This window comes from Streptomyces sp. NPDC107454, assembly GCF_055582885.1.
In genome coordinates, this window is the sequence record NZ_JBVJPA010000001.1 from 547,944 (window position 1) to 568,100 (window position 20,157).

The window sequence follows — 20,157 nt, forward strand, 5'->3', positions numbered from 1 at the left end:
GCCGGGGATCAGCCGTTATGAGGATGGAGTCCGCCGTGGCCCGTACCGCCGCCCGCGCACGTATCGCGCTCGCCACCTACCGGCCCGAGGAGGGCGCGGAGAGCATGGACCGGGATCTGCCCGTGCTGAGGGCGGCTCTGGAGGACGCCGGGGCGGAGGCCGTCGTCGGGTACTGGGACGATCCGGACGTCGACTGGGCCGCCTTCGACCTCGTGGTGATCCGGTCCACCTGGGACTACAGCTGGCGGGTGGCGGAGTTCGTGGCGTGGGCCGAGCGGTGCGGGAAGCTGACGCGGCTCGCGAACCCGGCGCCGGTGGTGCGGTGGAACACCGACAAGCGGTACATCGGCGATCTCGCGGAGGCGGGGGTGCCCACCGTGCCGACCCGGTACCTCGCGCCGGGTGCGCCCGCGGAGTTCCCCGACGACCGCGAGTACGTCGTGAAGCCCACCTCCGGCGCGGGTGCGCGGCTCGCCGCCCGGTACCGGCCCGAGGAGCGGGAGACGGCCCTGCGACAGCTGGAGCGGATGCACGACCGGGGGCTGACCGCCATGGTCCAGCCCTATCTGACCAGCATCGACACCGCCGGTGAACGCGCGCTCCAGTTCTACGGCGGCCGCTTGCTGCACGCCAGCCGCAAGGGCGCCGTCCTTCGACCCGGCACGGCCTACGACGCGGACAAGGTCGCGCACCCCCGCCTGGAGCCCTGGCAGCCGACCCCGGCCGAACTCGCCGTCGCGGAGCGTGCGTTGGCGGCCGTGCCGGGCAGGACGGACGGTTCGGAGCTGCTCTACGCCCGTGTCGACCTCGTCGACGGCGATGACGGGAACCCGTGCGTCATGGAGCTGGAACTCGTCGAGCCGAACCTGTTTCTGTGGCTGCACCCGGAGTCGGTGCCCGTGGTCGCGGAGGCCGTGGTCAAGGCCGCTCTCCGCTGACGGCCAGGCGCTGCAGCAACCCCCACGTGAACTCCGCGGCGCACTCCCGCGGCACTCCGGACGCGTCCGGGGCCGTGAACGCCAGGCCCCAGCGGGTCGGGGCCGTGCCCTCCAGGGGGCGGGCGGGGGCGAAGGCGCGGGCGACCTCGTCGACCGTGCAGGACCAGGGGCGCAGGTCGTCCAGGGTGCGGGGTTCGGGACCTGCGGCACCCGGGGCGCGGACCAGCCACTCGTTCCAGGCGACGCCGTTCGGGGCGACGAGGACCTCGAAACGCAGGTCGGGCCAGAGGGGGACGGGCCAGAGCAGGGCCTCGCAGGACAGATCGCCGATCTGCCGAGGGGTGACGAACTCGGGGGCGCCGAGGATCGAGCGGTAGCGAGACGTCGCCGCCCGGGAGCGCGGGGCGTGCAGCATCGCCTGCCAGCGGCGGTTCGCCTCGCGCATGTCCGCGATGGAGACGCCCAGCTCGTGGCGGGCGTCCTCGACGAGGCCGGGGTTGTGGTCGGCCATGCGGCGCAGCAGGACCAGTTGGAAGTCGAGCGGGGTGAAGGGGCTAGCGGGTCGCTTGGCGGGCATGGGGTCCATGCTCGCGCATCGGGACGGAGCCCGGCCGGCGGCCGTCCGGGAGGAACAGGACCGAGTTGACGTAACGGGGGCCGCGCGGGGGCAGGACGCGGCGCAGCAGGCCCTGGGCGGCCACGTGGGAGGTGCGTGTCTGGTGGGCCTCCAGAGGGAAGGACGCCAGGGGCAGCCAGGTGGTCGCGGGCAGGACCCAGCCCGTGTAGCCGCGCTCGGCGAGATGGCCGACCACCGGCGCGATGGGCTGGATTCGGGACTCCAGTTCGATGAAGAGGACCGGGCGGTCACGGCTCAGGAGGGCCTCCGCGCCGCGCAGGACCGCGAGTTCGTTGCCGTCCACGTCGATCTTGACGAAGTCGACGTCGTGGAGGCCCAGGCTGTCGAGGGTCACACACGGGACCTCGACCGCGCGGGCGTGGATGTCCCGGCGTATCAACGACGACACGCCCCGGTCGCCCGCGTCGTCCGGCGGGAACCAGAGCCGCGCCGTGCCCGGACGGTCGGAGGCCGCGGCGCGGACCACGCGGACGTTGGAGGGGGCGGTGGCGCAGAGGAGTCCGGCCAGGTGGGGGACCGGTTCGACGGTCACCACACGGTGGGCCAGGCCCGAAAGGCGATGAGTCCAGGGGCCGTACCAGCCGCCCACGTCCACCGCCGTGCCGCAGCCGGGCGGGCAGAGGTCCCCGAGGCGGCCCAGTTCGGGTTCGAAGCGCGGGTAGACCAGCCGGGCGGTCGCCGCGACGAGCCGGGTGGGGAGGTGGCGGGCGAGCCGGGCGGCCAAGGTCCTCGTCGGCCTCGTCATGGGGCCATCCGCTTGAGGAGTTCCTCGTGCTCGTCCTCCGTGACCTGCTCCCCGGAGGACGGCAGCAGCTGCGGGATGCCGTCCACGATCGGGTAGCGGCGGTGCAGGCGCGGGTTGTACAGCGCCTCCCCGGCGCTCGGCTCCGCCCCGGAGTCCGGCGCCTCGCCGTCACTCAGGGGCAGCAGGTGCAGTGGGCCCTTGTCCAGCGGGCAGGCCAGGATCTTCAACAGCGGGTCGTCGGGGTTCATGGTGGCGTCAGCTCCTTGGCCACGATGGGGGGTTGGGGTGCCGCGTCGTGCTTGGGCATGACCAGCAGCACGGACACCGCGAGGGCGGTGCCCGCCAGGCGCAGCGTCAGCCGCACCGGGTCGTGCGGCAGCGCCTCGCCGAACGCGAGCGTGCCGAGCACCGCCGTGAACAGGCTGGTCACCGTCGTACAGACCGGCACGATCAGCGAGGCCCGGCAGCGCTGCAACGCCGCCTGGGACATGACCAGGCCGAACGCGCCGGTGAAGAGCAGGAGATAGGGGTACGGGGAGCGGAGCACGTCGATCACCGCCCCCGCCAGGTCACTGGTCGTCAGGTAGCTCGACACGCCCTTGATCGCCAGCGAGCTCACCCCGTACAGCAGGCCCACCGCCACGCCGTACTCGACGCCCGTCGTCGGCATCCGGTGCCGGTGCCGCGCGCGGCGCTCGGCGGCGCCGTACAGCCACAGGCCCGCCGCCAGCGAGGGCAGACAGACGGTCAGGATCAGCGGTGCGGGGGCACTGCGGCTGACCCGGTCCGAGCCCTCGCGCAGGGAGAGGACCACCATCAGCAGGGCCAGCAGGATCGCACCGAGCGCGTACCGCTCGCGGCCCGAGGTCTCCTCGCCGAGCAGCCGGGCGGAGAGCAGCACCAGCAGCACGAGCCCGGAGACGAAGATGCCCTGGGCGGCGGCGATCGGCAGGGTGCGGTAGACGGCGAGCTGGGCGCCGAAACCGGAGGCCAGCGCCAGCGAACCGCCGATCCACAGCGGGCTGCCGAGCACCAGCCGCAGCAGCCGGGCGGGGCGGCGGATGTCGACCTCGGGCAGTGCGGCGAGCGCGCGCTTCTCCAGGACGAATCCGGTGCTGTACAGGACGTTCGCCAGCAGGGCCGCGGCCACTCCCCACCACATGGGCTACGTCCTTCGGGCGTGCAGGAGCAGGATGGAGGAGAGGGCCGGCGCCACGCAGGCCAGTCGGTCCAGGGGGCGCAGCGGACGCGGTACGCCGTGGAAGGGCGCCCCGCTCAGCCCTACGACCTCGAAGCCCGCCGCGGTCACGAACTCCCGCAGCGCGCGAGCCGTGTAGAGCCGCAGATGGCCCACGACCTCCCGCCCCGGGCGGCCGTGGATCGCGCGCAGGCTCACCTCCGAGAAGACGGGCTGGACACCGGCGAGCAGCAGGGCGCGGTTGTACCAGGCGCCGAGGTTCGGGGTGGAGAGCATCAGGTGGCCGCCGGGGCGCAGGACCCTGCGGATCTCGTCCAGGGCGCTGTCCGGGTCCACGAGGTGCTCGATGACCTCGCTGAACAGGACTGCGTCGGCCGAGGCGTCGGCGAACGGCAGCCCGCTGTCGCTGAGTTCGCCGCGGATCGCGTACGGCAGCCGGGCGTGGGCGCGTCTGAGGGCGTCCTGTGACCAGTCGACGCCGATGAGACGGTGTCCGGTGAGCAGGGGTGCGGCGGTCGCGGCGGCGGTGCCGTCGCCGCAGCCGATGTCCAGCACGGTCCGCGCGCCGGCCGTGGCGGGGCCCAGGGCGGCGGCCAGTATCCGGGCCTGGCGGAGGCTGCGGGGGGTTCCGGAGGCGACGGGGACGCCCGGATCCTCGTAGAAGTCGCGAAGTCCCCGGCGGGCGGAGCCTGTTGCCGTCGCCGAGCCGGCGGTCGGGGTCGAGGTCGTGGGCGTCATAGGGGGCCGTCCTCCTCCGTCGCGTGCAGATAGTGCTCGAAGAGGTCGCGGAGGTGGGCGCCGTCGCCGTGGCTGAGCAGGGTGCGCGACCAGCGCAGGGCGACGTGCAGACGGCCCGCGGTGGACGCCGTGGTGACGGTCAGGCCGCGGGGCGTCCGGGCGGGCGCCGAGAACCACACCGCGTGCGCGCGGCCCGCCTCCGCGCCGAAGTCCAGCGCGTACGGGATGCGGCCGATGTTGCTCAGCAGCGTGGTCGACGTCCAGGGGCCGGCCGCGCGGCGCAGGCCCCGGGTGAGGGCGGCACGCCAGGCGACCGGGACCACGGGGGCGGTCAGGAGGGCCGCGCCGTGGCCGAGTTGGGGCCGGGGCAGCGACTTGAGCGCGCGGGTGCGTTCCGCCGTGCGGCGCAGCAGCTCGCCCATCCGCCCGGCGTCCAACTCCTCGACCTTGAAGGGGACTTCGACGAGTCGTGTCCCGTTGCCGATGGGCATGTCCGTGCCGCGGGGGCGGTCGTCGACCGGCATCGTGATGCGCAGGGGGCGCGGGCGGGCGCCGTGTTCCCTGTTCCAGTGCGTGATCATCAGGGCGGTGGCCGCCATGAGCTGGTCGTTCACGGTGTACGGGGAGCCCTTGGGGCGGTGCGGGACGCCGAGTTCGGTGACGAGGAGGCCGTTTCCGGGGGAGGGCTCCGGGGTGCCGTGGGCCACGCGGGCGGGCGGGGTCCAGGTGGACGGGGTGTCGACCTGTACGGCCTTCGCCGCCGCCTCGGGCGGTCGTACGGGGGGCGCGGTCGGGGAGTTGTCCTTGCCGCCGTACAGCTCCGCGGCGGTGGCGAGGACGCGGAGGCAGGCGGGGCCGTCGAGGGCGGTGTGGTTGACGGTGAGGAAGAGGACGGTGCCCTTGGGCCGGGGGCCGGTGTGGGTGCGCGGCGCGGCGCTTCGACGCGGCGCCGTGCCCACCGCGTCCGTCGCCTCGCTGCCGACGGGCGGGCCCGCGCCGTCGACCACCTCCAGGCGGACGGGCGGTGAGGCGGTCAGCGGCGGGGCGGTCAGCAGGGCGCGGGTCCGTGCGTGCTGGAGGGAGCCTGGGCCCGGGGGCGGGAAGGAGACGACCTCCACGTCCGGATCGGGCGTGAGTTCCCACTCGTAGCGGCGGCGGTACCAGGGGCCCGCGGCCTCGCGCATGAGGATGCGGGGGTGACGGTGCAGGGCCTCGGTGAACGCCGTGGTGAGGCGGGCGGGGTCCAGATGGCCGGGGAGGTGGACCTCGATGTGGACGGTCTCGGGTTCCTCCTCCTGGAGACAGTGCCGGGCGACCTCGTCCACGACGGGGAACGGCACGCGGGCGGGCCGGGACGGTCCGTCGGTACCGTCCCGTGCCGGGTGCTCCAGCGCGGTCATCGGGGTTCGCCCCTTCCCGTGTCGTCGTCCGCCGGGTTCCCCGCCTTGCGGAAGGCGATCCGCGCGGTGGGCGGATCGGCCTCACCCGCGCCCGCCGCGCCGACACCCGCCTCACCCGCGACCGCCTCACCCGCACCCGTGCCGCCCGCGCCCGCCTCGCGCGGGGCGGAACCCGGGCCGCGCGCGGAGATGGTCGGGCTGGAGGCACGGTCGGGCCCGGGGGCCGGTGTCGGGGACTCGGCTCCGGGGCCGCCGTTCTCGCCCCGGCGGCGTCGGGGGAGTGGTGCCGTCGGGGCCTGGGAGCCCGGGGGCGGGGGAACCGGGCGGGAGCCCCGGGGCGCCGCGCCGGGCGGCTCCTGGACGCTCACCAGCGCGGCGAACAGCCCGATCAGGGCCAGCAACTGCGCCGCGGGCCCGAACGCACCCTCGCTCGCGCCCGGCGGCGACCCGGCGCCCGTGGCGGCCGCGATCCCCGCCCCGGTGAGCGCGAGGAACGCGATCGGTACGAGAAGCGCGTGCCGTTTCCAGGCGAGCAGCGCCAGCGCGGGGACCAGCAGCGCGAAGGGTCCCGCGATGACCACGCCCACCAGGGTGAGCGCCACCGTGCCGAGCCAGAGCCCGGCGTCCGGCGCCGCCGGCTGCGGCTCGTCGGGGTTGTCCTCACGGCGGCGCCACAGCACGAGGCCCGCGAGAGCCGCCACGCCGACCCCGCCGCCGATCAGCCCGGCCTCGTACGTCGTCGAGGGCTCGTACGACAACTTGACCGTGCCGCCCGCGCCGGCCGGGATCCGCCAGCCCTGCTGCCAGCCGTCGAGCCGCACGGGCGTCAGTTTCTTCCCGCCCAGCGTGGCCTGCCAGCCGTCGTTGTAGTTCTCGTACGTCGTGAGGTACGAGGCGGCGCCGGAGCCGACCTTCACCTCGCGGCGGTCGCCCAGCCAGTCCACGATCCGCAGGGAGCGTCCGGCACCGGCGACGGCCTCGACCGTCCCACGGGTGAGGGTGACGTCCGTGACCGCGAGGGGCCCGGCGTCGCCCGCCTCGACCCGGTGCGAACCGGATCCGAAGGCCAACTCGGTGTTCGAGGACCCCTCTTGGCAGAGCGTCAGTTGGACCGGCCGCCGTTCGGTGAGATCCCCCACCGTCCCCTTCGCGCCCGTCGCGTACAGCTTCCCGTCGACCGCGAGCGTCGGGCCCTTGCCGCAGGGCAGCGAGAACTCCCGCGTGTCCAGGGCCTGTGTGGTGCGGTACTCGGCGAGGTCCGGGAGGTACACCTCCGTCAGCCCGACCGGCAGTTGCAGGTCGGCGCCCGCGACCGGGTTGTGGAGCGTCAGGGGCGCGGTCTCGGTGACGGTGATGTCGAGGTGGTTCGTGGTGATCGGGTCGAAGCGGGCCCAGCCGTTCTCGTCGACGCCTGCCACGGTGTCCCCGTCCGGGGAGCGGATCTCGATCTTCGTCGGGCGGGTGGAGAGGCCTCCGGCCGCGGCCAGGACCATGGACGAGACGGGCTTCTTGTCGGGCCAGCTCAGATGGATCGTCGGCCTGTCCCCGGCGATCCAGGCCGTGGTCAGGTTGCCGTCCGTGAGATTGCGCGCGTCGAGGCCGGGGCCGAGGTCCGTCGTGGAGTCGGCCGTCGCGACGATGCGGCTTTGCTGCGTGGGCGAGACGTCGTACAGCAGCTTGTCGAGCGCGTCGCCGGTGATCGCGACGGCGCTCGCCCGCACCTCGTACGATCCCGCCGTCGAGGTGGAGAAGGTGCGGTGCAGGCCCGCCTCCGTGCCCGTGGGGGCGAGGCCGGTGGGGTCGGTGGTGCGGTGCAGGGAGACGATCTCGGCGGCGGCGTCCGACCCTGCGGCGTCGGTCGGGAGCTTCAGCAGGCGGGTGACCTGGACGTCCGGGAGGGCGATCTCGGAGAAGCCCGCGCCGGTCAGGCCGGTGCGCTGCGCGGTGGAGCCGACGATCGTCAGTTTCATCCAACTCGTCGATCCGGCGGGCGCCTTGACGGACTGGGTCATGCCGTTGGGCTCGAGATAGCTGGTGGCGGAGCCCTTCTCCGTCTCCACCCGGACCCGGGTCGCCGCGGACCGCATGCCGTCCTGCGGCAGCGGGGTGACCTTGAAGGACTTCGGCAGGTCCAGGGACCCCTCGAAGCGGATCCGCAGCCACTGCCCGTTCGCGGAACCGGACGCGCCCTCCGCCCACGCGGTGTCGGGGTTGCCGTCGAAGGCGTTCACGGGGTCGTACTGGGGGAGATGGAACAGCCAGTTGCCGGTGGAGGAGGCGGTCACCGAGCGGGCGCCGCGCAGCTCGGCCACCGTCTGGTGCTGGATGCCCTTGGTCGGCAGGATCTGGTGCGGCTTCTTGCCGGCGTCCTGGGCGCTGTCGCTGTCGTTGCGCTGGTCGGGCGTGTACGTGTACGAGGTGTTGGAGTCGACCAGGCCGAAGCGGGTGTCGGCGCGCCGCAGCCCGTCGCCGACCACCTGGACCGCGGCGGTGCCGAGGCCGGGATGGTTGTCGCCGGTCAGGACGGCGGGGCGGCCGCGCATCGAGGGGTCGGCGGCCAGCGGCAGCAGCGCCTCGGGGCCGCCGGAGACGACGGCGGTGTCCGCGATGGCGCTCAGCCCGGCCTGCCCGGGCCGCGGCGCGCCGTTGCTCGCCGGTTCGTAGATCTCGACGGCGCGCTCGCGCGGGTAGAGGCCCTCGACCTGGAGCGGGGCGTGGTGGGCGATCCGGCCGCCGGTCACGACCGGTCCGAAGCCGGTGACCCGCTCGTAGCCCGACTGCTCCAGGGTCCGCTTCACGGTCTGGGTCGGGACGTAACCGACCTGGTCCGGATCGAGGTCGTTGCGGACGACGACGTAGTAGAGCCCGGCGCGGCTCAGGTAGTCCCCGAGGCCGGGCACGTCACTGCCGGTCATGAGCGCCTGCTCGACGGCGTCCATGGCGCGCCGGTTGCCCGGGGTGCCGAAGGGCACGTAGTCCCGCTCGGCCCAGCGGGAGCCGGCGAGCACGTCGAGGGGCTCGTCGATGGGGGAGCCCCAGGTGTAGAGGCCGTGCGCGGTGGCGGGGACGACGAGGGCACGGGAGTCGGGGGAGTACTTCTTCAGCCAGTCGGCGGTGGTCTGCCAGTACTTGGGGAGCTGCTGGAAGGAACCCGGGTTGAGGATCGACCCGTTGAGGTACGGCCAGGCGAGGCCGGGCAGGATCAGCACGGCCGCGACGAGGGGTGCGTGGCGGCGGCCGCGTACGGGACGGGCTCCGCGTGGCTCGGCGGCGACCCCGACGAGATGCGCGAGGCCGAACACCAGCGCCAGGGCGAGGCCCGTCTGGAACTTGTAGATGTTGCGGAAGGGGACCAGCCAGCCGTTCAGCCAGTCCTGGACGACGCCGTGGAAGGGCGCGCCGAACGCACCGCCGTACCCCGCGAGGGTGAGGAGCGCGACCGACAGCACGGTCAGGACCAGCCAGCGGCGCTCGGGCATGTCACGTCTGGCGAGCCCGGCGAGACCCAGACCCGCCGCGAGCGCCGAGCAGACGATCACGATCACCGAGGCGGCGACGGTCCAGCCGGCCGGCAGCCAGGCCTCGCCGAAGTGGAGGTACCCGACCCAGTTCCCGGCGCCGCGCAGGGACTCCGTGGCCGACATGGTGGCGGTCGTGGTCCCCGAGGTCTCCACGTACGGGAGGAAGTTCTCGCCGTAGACGCCGAGCATCAGCAGCGGGATCACCCACCAGGCCGTCGCCAGGATCACGCCCGGTACCCACCAGGTGATCAGTCTGCGCTGCCGGGGCCCCCGTGGACGGGACAGCAGATACAGCCCGACGGGGAGCAGCGAGGCGAGGGTCGCCGCGGCGTTCACACCGCCCATGAAGGGGACGACGAGCGCCGAGCGGAGGGCGGCGACGCGGGCGCTGTAGCGCTCGTCGGTGAGGGGGAGCAGGACCCAGGGGAGGAAGGCGCCGGGGAGCGCGGCGGCGGAGGTCGAGCCGACGACGATCGTGAAGACCGGCCAGAGCGCGTACGCGACGGCGGCGAGCAGCCGGGAGGAACCGTTGCCGATCCGCAGCCGTTCGGCCAGCCGCAGGGCGCCCCAGAAGGCGACGGACACGACGATCGACAGCCACAGCCGTTCCGCCAGCCACACCGGGAGGTGGATCAGCTTGCACAGGCCGTAGAACGGCAGCATCGGCCAGACGTACCCCACGTACTGGTCCTGGATGCCGCCGAAGCCGCCCCGGTCGTGCCACAGCCGGCCCAGGTCGGACAGGAACTGCCAGGGGTCGAGCGTGACGCCGAGCTTGGTGTCGAACGTCATGCGTCCGGGGTGCACGGCCAGGAACAGCACGAACACCACGGCCCAGAACCCCAGCAGCCAGCGCCTGGACCGTGGCCCGTGCGGGGGGCCCGACGTGGTCGAGACGGGGCGGACGGCCGCCGGGGGAGGAGCCTGGACCGTGGTCGTCATGGTGGACACCGCCGGAGGATGAGGAGGAGGTTCCAGGTGGCGAACTCCCGCAGCCCCGGCGCCCTGGTGACGGCGGAGGCGAGGATGGGCCAGTAGCGGGAGCGCGCCGAGACGACCGTGACGTCGTCGCGGGCGCGCACCTGCCGCAGGGTGGGGCCGATGTGCACGGCGAAGAGGTTCTCGCCGAGGGTGTGCTTGGCGGGCTTTCCGGTACGGCGGTGGTAGCGGGCCCGCGCCCGCTCCGCGCCGAGGTAGTGCCAGGGCGCCCACTCGTGACCGCCCCACGGGGAGAGCCAGTTGGTGAACGAGACGTAGATCAGCCCGTCGGGCCGGGTGACGCGCACCAGTTCGCTCAGGAACGTCTGTGGATCGGCCACGTGCTCGAGGACGTTGGAGGAGAAGGTGACGTCGGCGACCCCGTCCGCGAGCGGCAGCAGATACCCGTCCGCGACGACCGCCGAGCCGTCGGGCTTCGCCCCCAGCTCCCGTACGTCCGGCTCGAAGAGATACGCCTGTGCCCCGCGCCGCCGGAACTCCGCGGTGAAGTACCCGCCGCCGCCCCCGACGTCCACGACGGTGCGTCCCTCGACGCCGCCGTACGCCTCGACCTGGTCGGCGGCGTCACGGGCCAGCAACGAGTAGCAGCCCTCGGGATCGTCCTGCTCCCGCATGAAGGCCCGGAACAGCGCGAACGAACGCCGGAAGGAGGGGTCCTTCCAGGCGAGGGGTGCGCTCTCGGCGGGGGCGCGGCGGGGTATTTCGGGGTCGCCGTCCATGGGCGTCACCTCCGCCAGGAGGTGGCCGCCTCCGTGGCCACCGCCCTGAACTGGCGGACCGTGTTGTTCCAGCGGTACTGGGCCGCGCGGTCGCGGGCGGACTTGCCCATGAGGGTGCGGCGGTGGGTGGACAGGGCGAGGGTGCACCAGGCCGCCGCGAAGGAGGACTCACCGCGCGCCAGCACACCCGTCTCGCCGTCGGCCACGGAGTCGCGCAGTCCGGGCACGTCGAAGGCGATCGCCGGGGTCTCGCGCGCCGCCGCCTCCGTGACCACCAGGCCCCAGCCCTCCACGGCGGAGGGATGCAGCAGCAGCCACGCGGCGCACAGCAGCCGGTGCTTCTCGGCCTCCGAGACACGGCCGGTGAACTCCACCCCGGGGCCTGCCAGTTGGTGGAGTCTCTCCCGCTCGGGACCGTCGCCGACGATCACCAGCCGGCCGCCGGTGACCGGGCGGACCCGTTCCCACAGCCGCAGCAGCAGATCGATCCGCTTGTACTCGACCAGCCGTCCCATCGCCACGAACAGCGGCTCCGGCGAGCGTTCGGCGCGGGGCCCCGGCTCCTCGACCCCGTTGTGCACGACCCGGATGCGCTCCCGCTGCACCCCGATCGCGCGCAGCGCGTGGGCCGTCGACGGCGAGACGGCGACCAGCAGATTGCCGCGCTGCGCGCCCGCCAGTGCCCAGTGTTCGAGTCTTCGGCCGATCCGGGCGGCGGGCGCCAGCGGACCGCCGAACCGCATCCGCCACAGGTCCGTGTGGACGTGGTTGACCAGGCACAGGGTGGGGCCGTGGTGCCAGAGCGGCGCCAGGTACGGCATACCGTTGCAGACCTCGACCAGCAGGTCGCAGCCGCCGACCTGACGATGGAAGGCGGAGCGGGCGCGCAGGAAGTGGCCCAGGTCGCCGCCCGCCGAGACGACCCGGTAGTCGTGGTAGGCGGCGGGCCCGCCGCACACCAGGGTGACCTGGTGGCCGAGCGAGGTCAGTCCCTCGGCGAGCCGGTCGACGAGGATCTCGGATCCGCCCGCGGACCGGTTTCCCAGGTCCCGGTGGGCGAGGAAGACGATGCGGCGCGGCTGTGGGGGAAGCGCCGGGAGGGACTGCGCGTCGCGCGGGACCGCGGCGCGCAGCGGGGAGGGCACGTGCTGGGGCATGGGTGCTCCAACTCGTCTCAGGGTGCGGAACTCAGTGTGGGGGGTGGGGCGTAGGGCGGGTCGGTCTCTTCGAGGGTGAATCTGCCGATCTGTGGGGGATGCGGGTACCGGCTGTGACGGGAGTGTGGGCGGGCTGTGCTCGGGTGGGGGTGGATAGTTTTCGCCCGGCGCTGGGAAGCTGCTACTCACCGAGGTGACAAATTCCGGGCTTTGTGGAGCTGACAGTCCATCACATCGTGAGTGGCGAAGGGGAGTTACCGGACGAACCGGGATCCCGTCGCCCTCGTACCACCAAAACGACCCCAAAGGAGGCGAGGACGAACCCGAGCACACCGGCACCTATCGGCAACGTCTGCCCCAGCAGGCGCAGTTGACCGCTCTCCTTCTTCGCCTGCTTCACCTGGTCCTTCTGGGTGGCCGTGGTGAAGGCCAGCTTGTCGGCGTCCAGGAGCAGCGTCGAGTCGTAGGTGGAACCCGGGGCGCGCAGCGTCCTGCGCGGACCGACCTGGGCGTAGAGCACCCGGCCGGTGCGCTGGTCGACGACCAGCTCGATGCCGTGGTTGGAGTACCACTCCTCGGCCAGCACCTGGGGGCGGGCGGGCTGGTCGACGATGCTGCCGGGCACCAGCCGGGTGCCGATCTTCGTCGGGGGGACCGTGCCGGTGAAGCGGTAACCCGTGTAGCCCTGGATCTTCTTGGTGCCCCGGTAGGCCAGCGTGATGGGTGCGCCGAGGGAGTTGTCCCACCAGCGGTACGCGTGTTTCCGCACGTCGAAGGGGAACTTGAGGTAGGCGTCGCCCTCGAAGCGCGGGTTCTCCTGGCAGCAGTGCACCGGCTGGTTGGTCTTCCGGTCGGTGACCCAGCGGTTCGGGAAGAACTCCAGCGCGTCGTGCGGGTCGGCCGCGGGCAGCGACTTGTCCGTGTCGACCGTCGTCGTCACGTCCCAGACGGCGCGCCCGCTGTGCTCACTGTCGGCGACATCGCCTCTGACCTGCTGGGTGATGGTGATCCGCTGGTCGAACAGGGTCTGGATCTGCGCGGTGTCGAAATAGGCGCCCGTGCCGGTGTAGACGGCGGTCGTGTCGATGTCGACGGGGTTCACGGCGGCCCGCGGTTCCACGTACCACGCGAGCATCGGGGCCAGCACGAGCAGAAACGTGCCGAGGCCGAGCAGGACCAGTGCGAAGGGTGAGGGTTTCCGGCGCATCCGGGCACTCCAGGGGCGTGAGGAGGCTCGACGCACGAGTGATCACGGCTGATGACGGCTGATCACGGCCGGTCACGGGTGATGCGGGTGATACGGGTGGAGCGCGGTGATACGGGTGCGTCGACACCAGGAGGGAAAGTGCACGTGCGGTATGGGCCGGGAACCGTACGGGCACCCTTGACGGAGTGTCAATGCATTGTCGAGACTGAGGACGTGCCGGACGGGACCGGCGTGGCGGGCTGCGCGGATCACGGGAACGGGTGGGGACGACCTCCGACAGAGAGGCTCACCCTGCGATGTCCAGACTGCTCGCCGCCGTACTCACGGTCGCTGCCGCCGCCGCGCTCGCCGTGGGTGCCGCACTCGGCATCGTCGCGCTGCTCGACGCGACCCCCGATCAGCCGAACACCCCCCTGATCACGTACGAACATGCCGACCAGGAGCACTGACCGTGCCGCGGGGCGCGCCGGAGGCGGACCGGAAGGTGCAGGCCGGCCACGGGACCGTCGCCATACGCTCGGCCTGGCATGACGTTCCCCGTGCCCAGGTGCGGCAGTTCGCGGCGATCGCCCTGGCCGAGGCGCCGGATCTCGCCGAGGAGATCCTCCGGGAGATCCGCCGCGAGTACCCGAACCTGCCCCTCGTCCTCGACGACTCCGGCGAGCCGATGGCCCTCGTCGGTATCCGCCGGGCCATCGAGGTCTTCGTGCAGCACCTGGAGACGGCGGAGGGCAGACCTCGCGTCCACCCCGAGGTCTTCCAGGAGTTCGGCCGCGGCGAGGGACTGCACGGCCGCAGCCTCGACTCACTGCAGGCGATCTACCGGCTGGGCGTCCGCCTCGCCTGGCGCCGGTTCGCGGAGATCGGGCAGCGGGTCGAGATCCCGCCACCGGCGATGTACGAGCTCGTCGACGCGGGATACGAGTACCTGGACGGTCTGGTGGACCAGTCCGTACGGGGTTACGCCGAGGCCGCGGCCCGGCAGGCGGGCGAGCGTCTCCGCCTCCAGCGCCGTCTGATGGAATTGCTGCTCGCCGAGCACCACCACCGGGGCGACCCGGCCGAGGCGCTCGTCGAGCGGGCCGCGCGGATCGGCTGGCCTCTGCCGGACAAGGTCGCCGTCGGGGTGCTGCTGCGGCCGGCGCGGGAGGCCGTGGCGCCCGCCGTCGGGCAGGGGGTGCTGCTCGACATGGAGTACGAGCAGCCGCGGATGGTCGTGCCCGAGCCGGACGCCGCCGGGCGGCCGGAGCTGCTGCACCGGGCGCTGACCGGGTGGTCCGGGGCGATCGGGCCGCCGGTGCCGCTGGCCGACGCGGCGAAGTCGCTGCGCTGGGCGGACGCGGCGGTCCGGCTGATGGAGCGGCGGCTGCTGCCCGGCGGTGAGGTGCTGCACTGCACCGAGCACACCGAGGCCCTGGTGCTCCTCCAGCCCGAGGAGCTGATCGACGATCTCGCCCTGCGCTGCCTGGCGCCGCTCGCGCACTGCGGGCCGACGCACGGGCGGCGTCTCGCGGAGACGCTGCTGGCGTGGCTGGAGACGCGCGGAGGCGCGCCGGAGGTGGCCGCGCGGCTCGGTGTCCACCCCCAGACCGTCCGCTACCGCCTCCGCCAGATCAGGGAGCTGTGGGGTGACGAGATCGACGATCCGGACCGGCGGTTCGAGCTGGAGCTGGTCCTGCGCGCGCAGCGCCTCCGGGGTGAGCTGGGTGATCCCCACCCCCGCCGCTGACCTCCCGTCGCGCGCGGCCGGCTCCGCCCGCGCGTCAGTGCACTGTCACCCCTCGCACCTCACCGTTACCCACCCATTGCCCGTGCAAGAGCACTATGAGTAGCCTGTGTTCGTCATGCCGATCGGCTGTTGAAATTTCGAACATAGGGAGGGGGCCGGTTGTGGGACGCCTCGTACCTGCCGTGACCCGAGCTCTCGACATACTCGAGCTCTTCCTCGACGGGGACGGGACGCTCTCCGCCCCCGACATCGTGCGCAAGCTCCAGCTTCCCCGGACGACGGTGCACGAGCTGGTCACCACGCTCGCCGCCCGCTCGTACATCGTGCAGGTTCCCGGCCAGCCGGGACGCTACCGCCTCGGTGTGCGCCCGTACCAGCTCGGGAGCCGGTACGCCGAGCAGCTGGACCTCGCCGCGGAGGGCCAGCAGGTCGCCCGCTCCGTCGCCGAGACCTGCGACGAGACCGTCCACGTGGCGATCCTGGAGGGCACGGACGTCATCTACATCGCGAAGGTCGACTCCACGCACGCCGTGCGCATGGTGTCCGCGGCGGGCCGGCGCCTGCCCGCCCACTGCACCTCCGTCGGCAAGATGCTGCTCGCCTCGCTCCCCGACGTCGAGCTGACCTCCCGTATCCCGGACGACGCGGACCTGGTCGGGATGACGCCGAACAGCATCACCGAGCCGGGCGCCCTGCGCGAGGCCCTCGCCGAGATCCGCCGCCGCGGCGTCGCCGTGGAGAGCCGCGAGTCGAACCCGGACGTCAGCTGCGTCGCCGCCCCGGTGCGCGACCGTACGGGTCAGGTCGTCGCCGCGCTCTCCATCTCCGTACCGATGATCCGCTGGAGCGACGAGCGCCGCGTGGAACTGGAGCAGCTCGCCGCGAAGGGCGCCGTCGAGCTGTCCGAGCGGCTCGGCCACCGGAGCGTGGTGGGATGACCGGGGCGAGCGGGACGGCCGGTCGTGCGGGGAGCACGGCCTTCGACGTCGCGATCCGCGCCGAGGCGGCTCTCGGTGAGGGACCGACCTGGGATCCGGACGCGCAGCGCCTCATCTGGGTGGACATACTCGGTTCCCGGGTCCACACGTACGACCCCGTCTCCGGGCGGCGCACGGTCATGGTCACCGAGCAGCACGTGGGCGCCGCCAAGCCCCGCGCGGGCGGCGGCCTGGTCGTCAGTCTCCGGGACGGCGTGGCGACGTACGGCGGCGCCGAGGGCTTCCGGTGGCTGCACCACGACCCCGTCCCGGGCCGCCGCGCGAACGACGCCGCGGTCGCCCCTGACGGCTCGCTGCTCTTCGGCACCATGCGCTACGACGAGGCCCCGGGCGGTGGCACCCTGTCCCGGATCGCCGCCGACGGCACGGTCACCCCGCTCCTCGACGAGGTCGCCGTCAGCAACGGAACGGGCTGGAGCCCGGACGGCCGGCTGATGTACTACATCGACTCCCCGACCCGCCGCGTCGACGTCTTCGACGCAGGTGACGTGGGTGACGGCCGACCGCCCCTCAACAGGCGGCCGTTGGCCGTGATCGAAGAGGGCGCGGGGTGGCCCGACGGGCTCACCGTCGATGCCGAGGGCTGTGTGTGGGTGGCCCTCTGGGACGGTGGAGCGGTCCGCCGCTACACACCCGACGGCGAGCTCGACCGGGTCGTGGAACTTCCCGTTCCGCGCCCCACCGCCTGCGCCTTCGGTGGCGCGGACCTCACCGACCTGTACATCACCACGGCGCGTACGGGCCTGGAGGCGCCGCATCCGCTCTCCGGCTCGGTGCTCGTCGTCCCCGGCGCGGGGAAGGGCCTGCCGCAGCCGCTGTTCGCCGGCTGACGGTTTTCCCTCGTAGGTCCCCGTTCTCCCCTCGCAGGTCCCCGTCCGGTCGTCGACCACCCGACGGGGACCTTCGATTTTTGTGCAAACCATTGACGAGAAAGCGCTTCCTATCTACGGTCCCGTTCGAAGTTACGAGCACTAATCGAAATCTCGAACAGTGAAGGCAGGGCATGGGACGACCTGACCTGAACCGCAGGAACGTTTTGGCCGCGCTGGGCGGTCTGACCGTCGCGGGCAGCCTCGGCTTCGCCGCGCTCGGCACCGGCGCGGACGCGCTCGCCTCCAGCTCGCGCACCCGAGTCCGTTACTGGAACCTCTTCCAGGGCGGCGACGGCACCAACCAGGTCGCGATGGTGGACGCCTTCCGCAAGGAACATCCGGACATCGCGGTCAAGGACTCCACCCTGACCTGGGGCGGCCCCTACTACACCAAGCTCGCCATGGCCGCGGCCGGCAACCGCGCACCGGACCTCGCCGTCATGCACCAGGGCCGCGTCCCCGGGTTCGCGCCCGGCCGCCTCCTGGACCCCTGGGACATCGGCCTTCTGGCCAAGTACGGCGTACGGAAGGCCGACTTCAACCCCGTGCTGTGGAAGCGCGGCATCGTCGGCGGCAAGCTCTACGCCCTGCCCCTCGACATCCACGTCCAGCTCTGCTTCTACCGCAAGGACGTCTGCAAGAAGGCCGGGCTGCTCGACGCCGACGGCCGGCTGCCGGCCGCCGGCTCCACCGACGAGTGGTTCGGCATGCTCAAGGCGGCCAAGAAGCAGCTGAAGAACGGGCAGCAGACCCTCGGCCTGCACGCCAACGACCAGAACTTCGCCTGGTGGTTCTTCGTCGCCTTCTACCAGCAACTCGGCGGTGGCTACTTCAACGACGACCAGACCGACGTCACCTTCGACACCGACAAGGCCACCGAGGTCCTGGAGTTCTTCCGCAAGCACGTGACCGACGGCTATGTCACCGTCGGCGAGGCCGACGGCGAGGCGTTCCTCGCCGGGTCGCCGTTCACCTGGGAGGGCAACTGGTCGGTGCCGTACTTCAACGGCGAGAAGCTCGACTTCGGCGCCCAGCCGCTGCCCCCGGTGTTCGGGAAACCGGCCACCCACGCCGAGTCGCACTCCTTCATCCTGCCCCACCAGTCCGGCCGGGGCGGCGCCGCCGACGAGGGCGCCTACCGGCTCGCCGCCTACATGGTCACCCACGCCACCACCTGGGCCATCGGCGGCCATGTCCCCGCCTATCTGCCGACCTTCAAGGACCCCGCCTACCTCAAGCTCAGCCCGCAGAGCGAGTACTCCAGGCCCGCCATGGAGCACCCGGCCACCGAACCGCACATCTGGTTCGCCGGCTCCACCGGCGTCCTCGCGCAGCGCGTCGGCCCGGTCGTCGCCTCCTCCAACCTCGGCTCCGCGAAGCCGGCCGCGGCGGCCCGCCGCATGAAGTCCGTCCTGGAGCAACTGCTCGCCATGAAGAACCCCATGGACGGCAGGACGGCCGCCCAGGAGCTGAAGGGAGCAGGCGCATGAGCAGCGCCACGAGCACCGTCGCCGCCACCACCCTGCGTCCCCGCGCGACCGCCGCCGCCGACTCCGCCCGCGTGCGCTGGGGCCGCCGCTTCCAGCACGGCGGCTGGTTCGTCGCCCCGTTCTTCGTCCTGTACGGGCTCTTCGTGCTGCTGCCGGTCGTCCGCGGCCTCTACCTCAGTTTCACCGACGCCAACATCTCCGGCGACCACACCGGCTTCGTCGGCCTCGCCAACTACCGCGAGGCACTCAAGGACGACCTGGTCTGGAACTCGCTGTGGCACAGCGTCCAGTTCACCCTGTACGTCGTCCCGTGCATCGTCGTCGTGGCCCTGCTGATGGCGCTGATCGCCCACCACACCGTGCACTTCAAGTGGCTGTGGAGGCTGTGCTTCTTCGCGCCGTTCCTGCTGCCCTCGGCCGTCATCGGCAACCTGTGGTGGTGGCTGTTCCAGCCCACCAACGGCATGGTCAACCACGTCCTCGGCCTCACCACCCCCTGGCTCACCCAGAAGTCCACGGCCCTGCTCGCCGTCGTCGTCGCGACCCTGTGGTGGACGGTCGGGTTCTCCTTCCTGCTCTTCCTCGCCGCCCTCCAGAACATCCCCCACCACCTCTACGAGGCGGCCGAGCTGGACGGCGCGAACGCCTTCCAGCGCATGCTCCACATCACCGTGCCGAACCTGCGCAACATCACCGGCCTCGTCATCGCGCTGCAGATCCTGGCCTCGCTCCAGGTCTTCGACCAGGCGGTGGTCATGTACCAGTTCGGCCCGGGGCCGGAGGAATCGACCCGCACCTTCGTCCAGTACACCCTCGAACAGGGCTTCACCAGCTACCGCGTGGGCTACGCCTCCGCGATCTCCTTCGTCCTGTTCCTCATCATCGCGGCCGTCGCCCTCGGGCGGATGTGGCTGCTCCGCAGCCGAGAGGAGGGCATCTCCCGATGACCACGCCGTCTCCCACCCTCCGTAAACCCCGCAGCACCTGGACGCCCGCGCAGATCGCCCTGACGGTCGTCGCCCTCGCCCTGTCCGTGATCTGGATGGCGCCGCTGGCGTGGGCCCTGTCCACGTCGCTCAAGACCCCGGCGGAATCCGTGGCCTCGCCGCACTGGATCCCCAAGGACTTCACCCTCGACTCCTGGCGGAAGGTCTTCGAGGCCGGCAACATCCCCAACTGGTTCGTGAACTCGCTGGTCGTGTCGGTCTGCGTCACCTTCATCGTGCTGCTGGTCGCCTCCCTCGCCGGATACGGCTTCGCCCGCACCGAGTTCCGCGGCAAGTCCGTCCTGATGGCCGTGACGATGGCGGGCCTGATGTTCTCCCCGGCGATCCTCGGCGTCCCGCTCTTCACCACCGTGCAGTCGCTCGGCATGGTCGACACCTACTGGGGCATGATCCTGCCTCAGTGCGCCCCCGCCGCGATGGTCTACATCCTCTACAAGTTCTTCCAGTCGCTGCCCCGCGAGCTGGAGGAGGCGGCGTTCATCGACGGCGCGGGCCGCTGGCGGATCTTCTTCACCCTCGTCCTGCCGCTCTCGAAGCCCTCGCTGTCGGCCGTCGGGATCTTCACCTTCATCGCCTCGTGGAACAACTTCCTGTGGCCCTACATGGTGACCAACAACCCCGACCTGATGACCATGCCGAACGGCATCGCCACCGTGCAGAACGCCTTCGGCATCGTCTGGCCGCAGCTCATGGCGGGCGGCCTGATCGCGGGACTCCCGCTGATCGTCGTGTTCGTCTTCTTCCAGAGCCAGATCGTGCGGGGTGTGGCCCACACGGGTCTGGCCGGCCAGTAACAGCCCTG

18 protein-coding genes are annotated in these 20,157 nt (G+C 72.3%); 8 read left to right on the forward strand and 10 right to left on the reverse strand.

Features of this window, described 5'->3' with window-relative positions; all coding sequences use genetic code 11:
- Window positions 1-23: 23 nt before the first annotated feature.
- Window positions 24-938, forward strand: coding sequence for an ATP-grasp domain-containing protein (locus tag ACZ69M_RS02375; protein WP_470046364.1), 915 nt, complete (start codon window positions 24-26; stop codon window positions 936-938).
- On the opposite strand, the gene ACZ69M_RS02380 is transcribed toward ACZ69M_RS02375, so the two are convergent.
- The 10 genes from ACZ69M_RS02380 to pgfA form a co-directional block, all read right to left on the reverse strand.
- Complete coding sequence (locus ACZ69M_RS02380; protein WP_470046046.1) at window positions 919-1,524, reverse strand: hypothetical protein; 606 nt, start codon at window positions 1,522-1,524, stop codon at window positions 919-921. The genes ACZ69M_RS02375 and ACZ69M_RS02380 overlap by 20 nt on opposite strands.
- Complete coding sequence (locus ACZ69M_RS02385; RefSeq protein WP_470046047.1) at window positions 1,493-2,320, reverse strand: FkbM family methyltransferase; 828 nt, start codon at window positions 2,318-2,320, stop codon at window positions 1,493-1,495. The genes ACZ69M_RS02380 and ACZ69M_RS02385 overlap by 32 nt, the downstream gene beginning before the upstream one ends.
- Window positions 2,317-2,568: a Trm112 family protein gene (locus ACZ69M_RS02390; RefSeq protein WP_470046048.1), complete on the reverse strand. Its 252-nt coding sequence runs from the start codon at window positions 2,566-2,568 to the stop codon at window positions 2,317-2,319. Before ACZ69M_RS02390 ends, ACZ69M_RS02385 begins: the two co-directional genes overlap by 4 nt.
- Window positions 2,565-3,470, reverse strand: coding sequence for a hypothetical protein (locus ACZ69M_RS02395; protein WP_054233622.1), 906 nt, complete (start codon window positions 3,468-3,470; stop codon window positions 2,565-2,567). Before ACZ69M_RS02395 ends, ACZ69M_RS02390 begins: the two co-directional genes overlap by 4 nt.
- A gap of 15 nt (window positions 3,471-3,485) precedes the next feature.
- Window positions 3,486-4,256, reverse strand: a complete 771-nt coding sequence (locus ACZ69M_RS02400) for a class I SAM-dependent methyltransferase (protein WP_470046049.1) — start codon at window positions 4,254-4,256, stop codon at window positions 3,486-3,488.
- Window positions 4,253-5,656 (reverse strand): condensation protein, encoded by a 1,404-nt coding sequence (locus ACZ69M_RS02405; RefSeq protein WP_470046050.1) that lies wholly within the window; start codon window positions 5,654-5,656, stop codon window positions 4,253-4,255. Before ACZ69M_RS02405 ends, ACZ69M_RS02400 begins: the two co-directional genes overlap by 4 nt.
- Window positions 5,653-10,119, reverse strand: a complete 4,467-nt coding sequence (locus tag ACZ69M_RS02410; RefSeq protein ID WP_470046366.1) for an alpha-(1->3)-arabinofuranosyltransferase — start codon at window positions 10,117-10,119, stop codon at window positions 5,653-5,655. The genes ACZ69M_RS02405 and ACZ69M_RS02410 overlap by 4 nt, the downstream gene beginning before the upstream one ends.
- Entirely contained in the window at window positions 10,116-10,895 is a 780-nt protein-coding gene (locus tag ACZ69M_RS02415) for a class I SAM-dependent methyltransferase (protein WP_403687953.1), read from the reverse strand. Before ACZ69M_RS02415 ends, ACZ69M_RS02410 begins: the two co-directional genes overlap by 4 nt.
- 5 nt (window positions 10,896-10,900) lie before the next feature.
- Window positions 10,901-12,052, reverse strand: a complete 1,152-nt coding sequence (locus ACZ69M_RS02420) for a glycosyltransferase family 4 protein (protein ID WP_470046051.1) — start codon at window positions 12,050-12,052, stop codon at window positions 10,901-10,903.
- A gap of 229 nt (window positions 12,053-12,281) precedes the next feature.
- Entirely contained in the window at window positions 12,282-13,259 is a 978-nt protein-coding gene (pgfA, locus tag ACZ69M_RS02425; protein ID WP_470046052.1) for a cell envelope lipid trafficking protein PgfA, read from the reverse strand.
- 296 nt (window positions 13,260-13,555) lie between these two features.
- Between pgfA and ACZ69M_RS02430 the strand changes: the two genes are divergently transcribed.
- From ACZ69M_RS02430 to ACZ69M_RS02460, 7 genes are all read left to right on the forward strand, one after another.
- Window positions 13,556-13,708 (forward strand): hypothetical protein, encoded by a 153-nt coding sequence (locus ACZ69M_RS02430; RefSeq protein ID WP_167552120.1) that lies wholly within the window; start codon window positions 13,556-13,558, stop codon window positions 13,706-13,708.
- A gap of 35 nt (window positions 13,709-13,743) precedes the next feature.
- Window positions 13,744-14,988, forward strand: coding sequence for a PucR-like N-terminal domain-containing protein (locus ACZ69M_RS02435; protein WP_067370541.1), 1,245 nt, complete (start codon window positions 13,744-13,746; stop codon window positions 14,986-14,988).
- Window positions 14,989-15,149: 161 nt separating this feature from the next.
- A complete protein-coding gene (locus ACZ69M_RS02440; protein ID WP_352045775.1) occupies window positions 15,150-15,926 on the forward strand; it encodes an IclR family transcriptional regulator in 777 nt (258 codons plus the stop codon).
- Entirely contained in the window at window positions 15,923-16,816 is an 894-nt protein-coding gene (locus ACZ69M_RS02445) for an SMP-30/gluconolactonase/LRE family protein (RefSeq protein WP_470046053.1), read from the forward strand. Before ACZ69M_RS02440 ends, ACZ69M_RS02445 begins: the two co-directional genes overlap by 4 nt.
- A 173-nt stretch (window positions 16,817-16,989) precedes the next feature.
- Window positions 16,990-18,348 (forward strand): extracellular solute-binding protein, encoded by a 1,359-nt coding sequence (locus ACZ69M_RS02450; protein WP_470046054.1) that lies wholly within the window; start codon window positions 16,990-16,992, stop codon window positions 18,346-18,348.
- Window positions 18,345-19,295 (forward strand): carbohydrate ABC transporter permease, encoded by a 951-nt coding sequence (locus ACZ69M_RS02455; RefSeq protein WP_470046055.1) that lies wholly within the window; start codon window positions 18,345-18,347, stop codon window positions 19,293-19,295. The genes ACZ69M_RS02450 and ACZ69M_RS02455 overlap by 4 nt, the downstream gene beginning before the upstream one ends.
- On the forward strand, window positions 19,292-20,149 hold the full coding sequence (locus ACZ69M_RS02460) for a carbohydrate ABC transporter permease (RefSeq protein ID WP_054233582.1): 858 nt from the start codon (window positions 19,292-19,294) through the stop codon (window positions 20,147-20,149). The genes ACZ69M_RS02455 and ACZ69M_RS02460 overlap by 4 nt, the downstream gene beginning before the upstream one ends.
- Window positions 20,150-20,157: the final 8 nt, after the last annotated feature.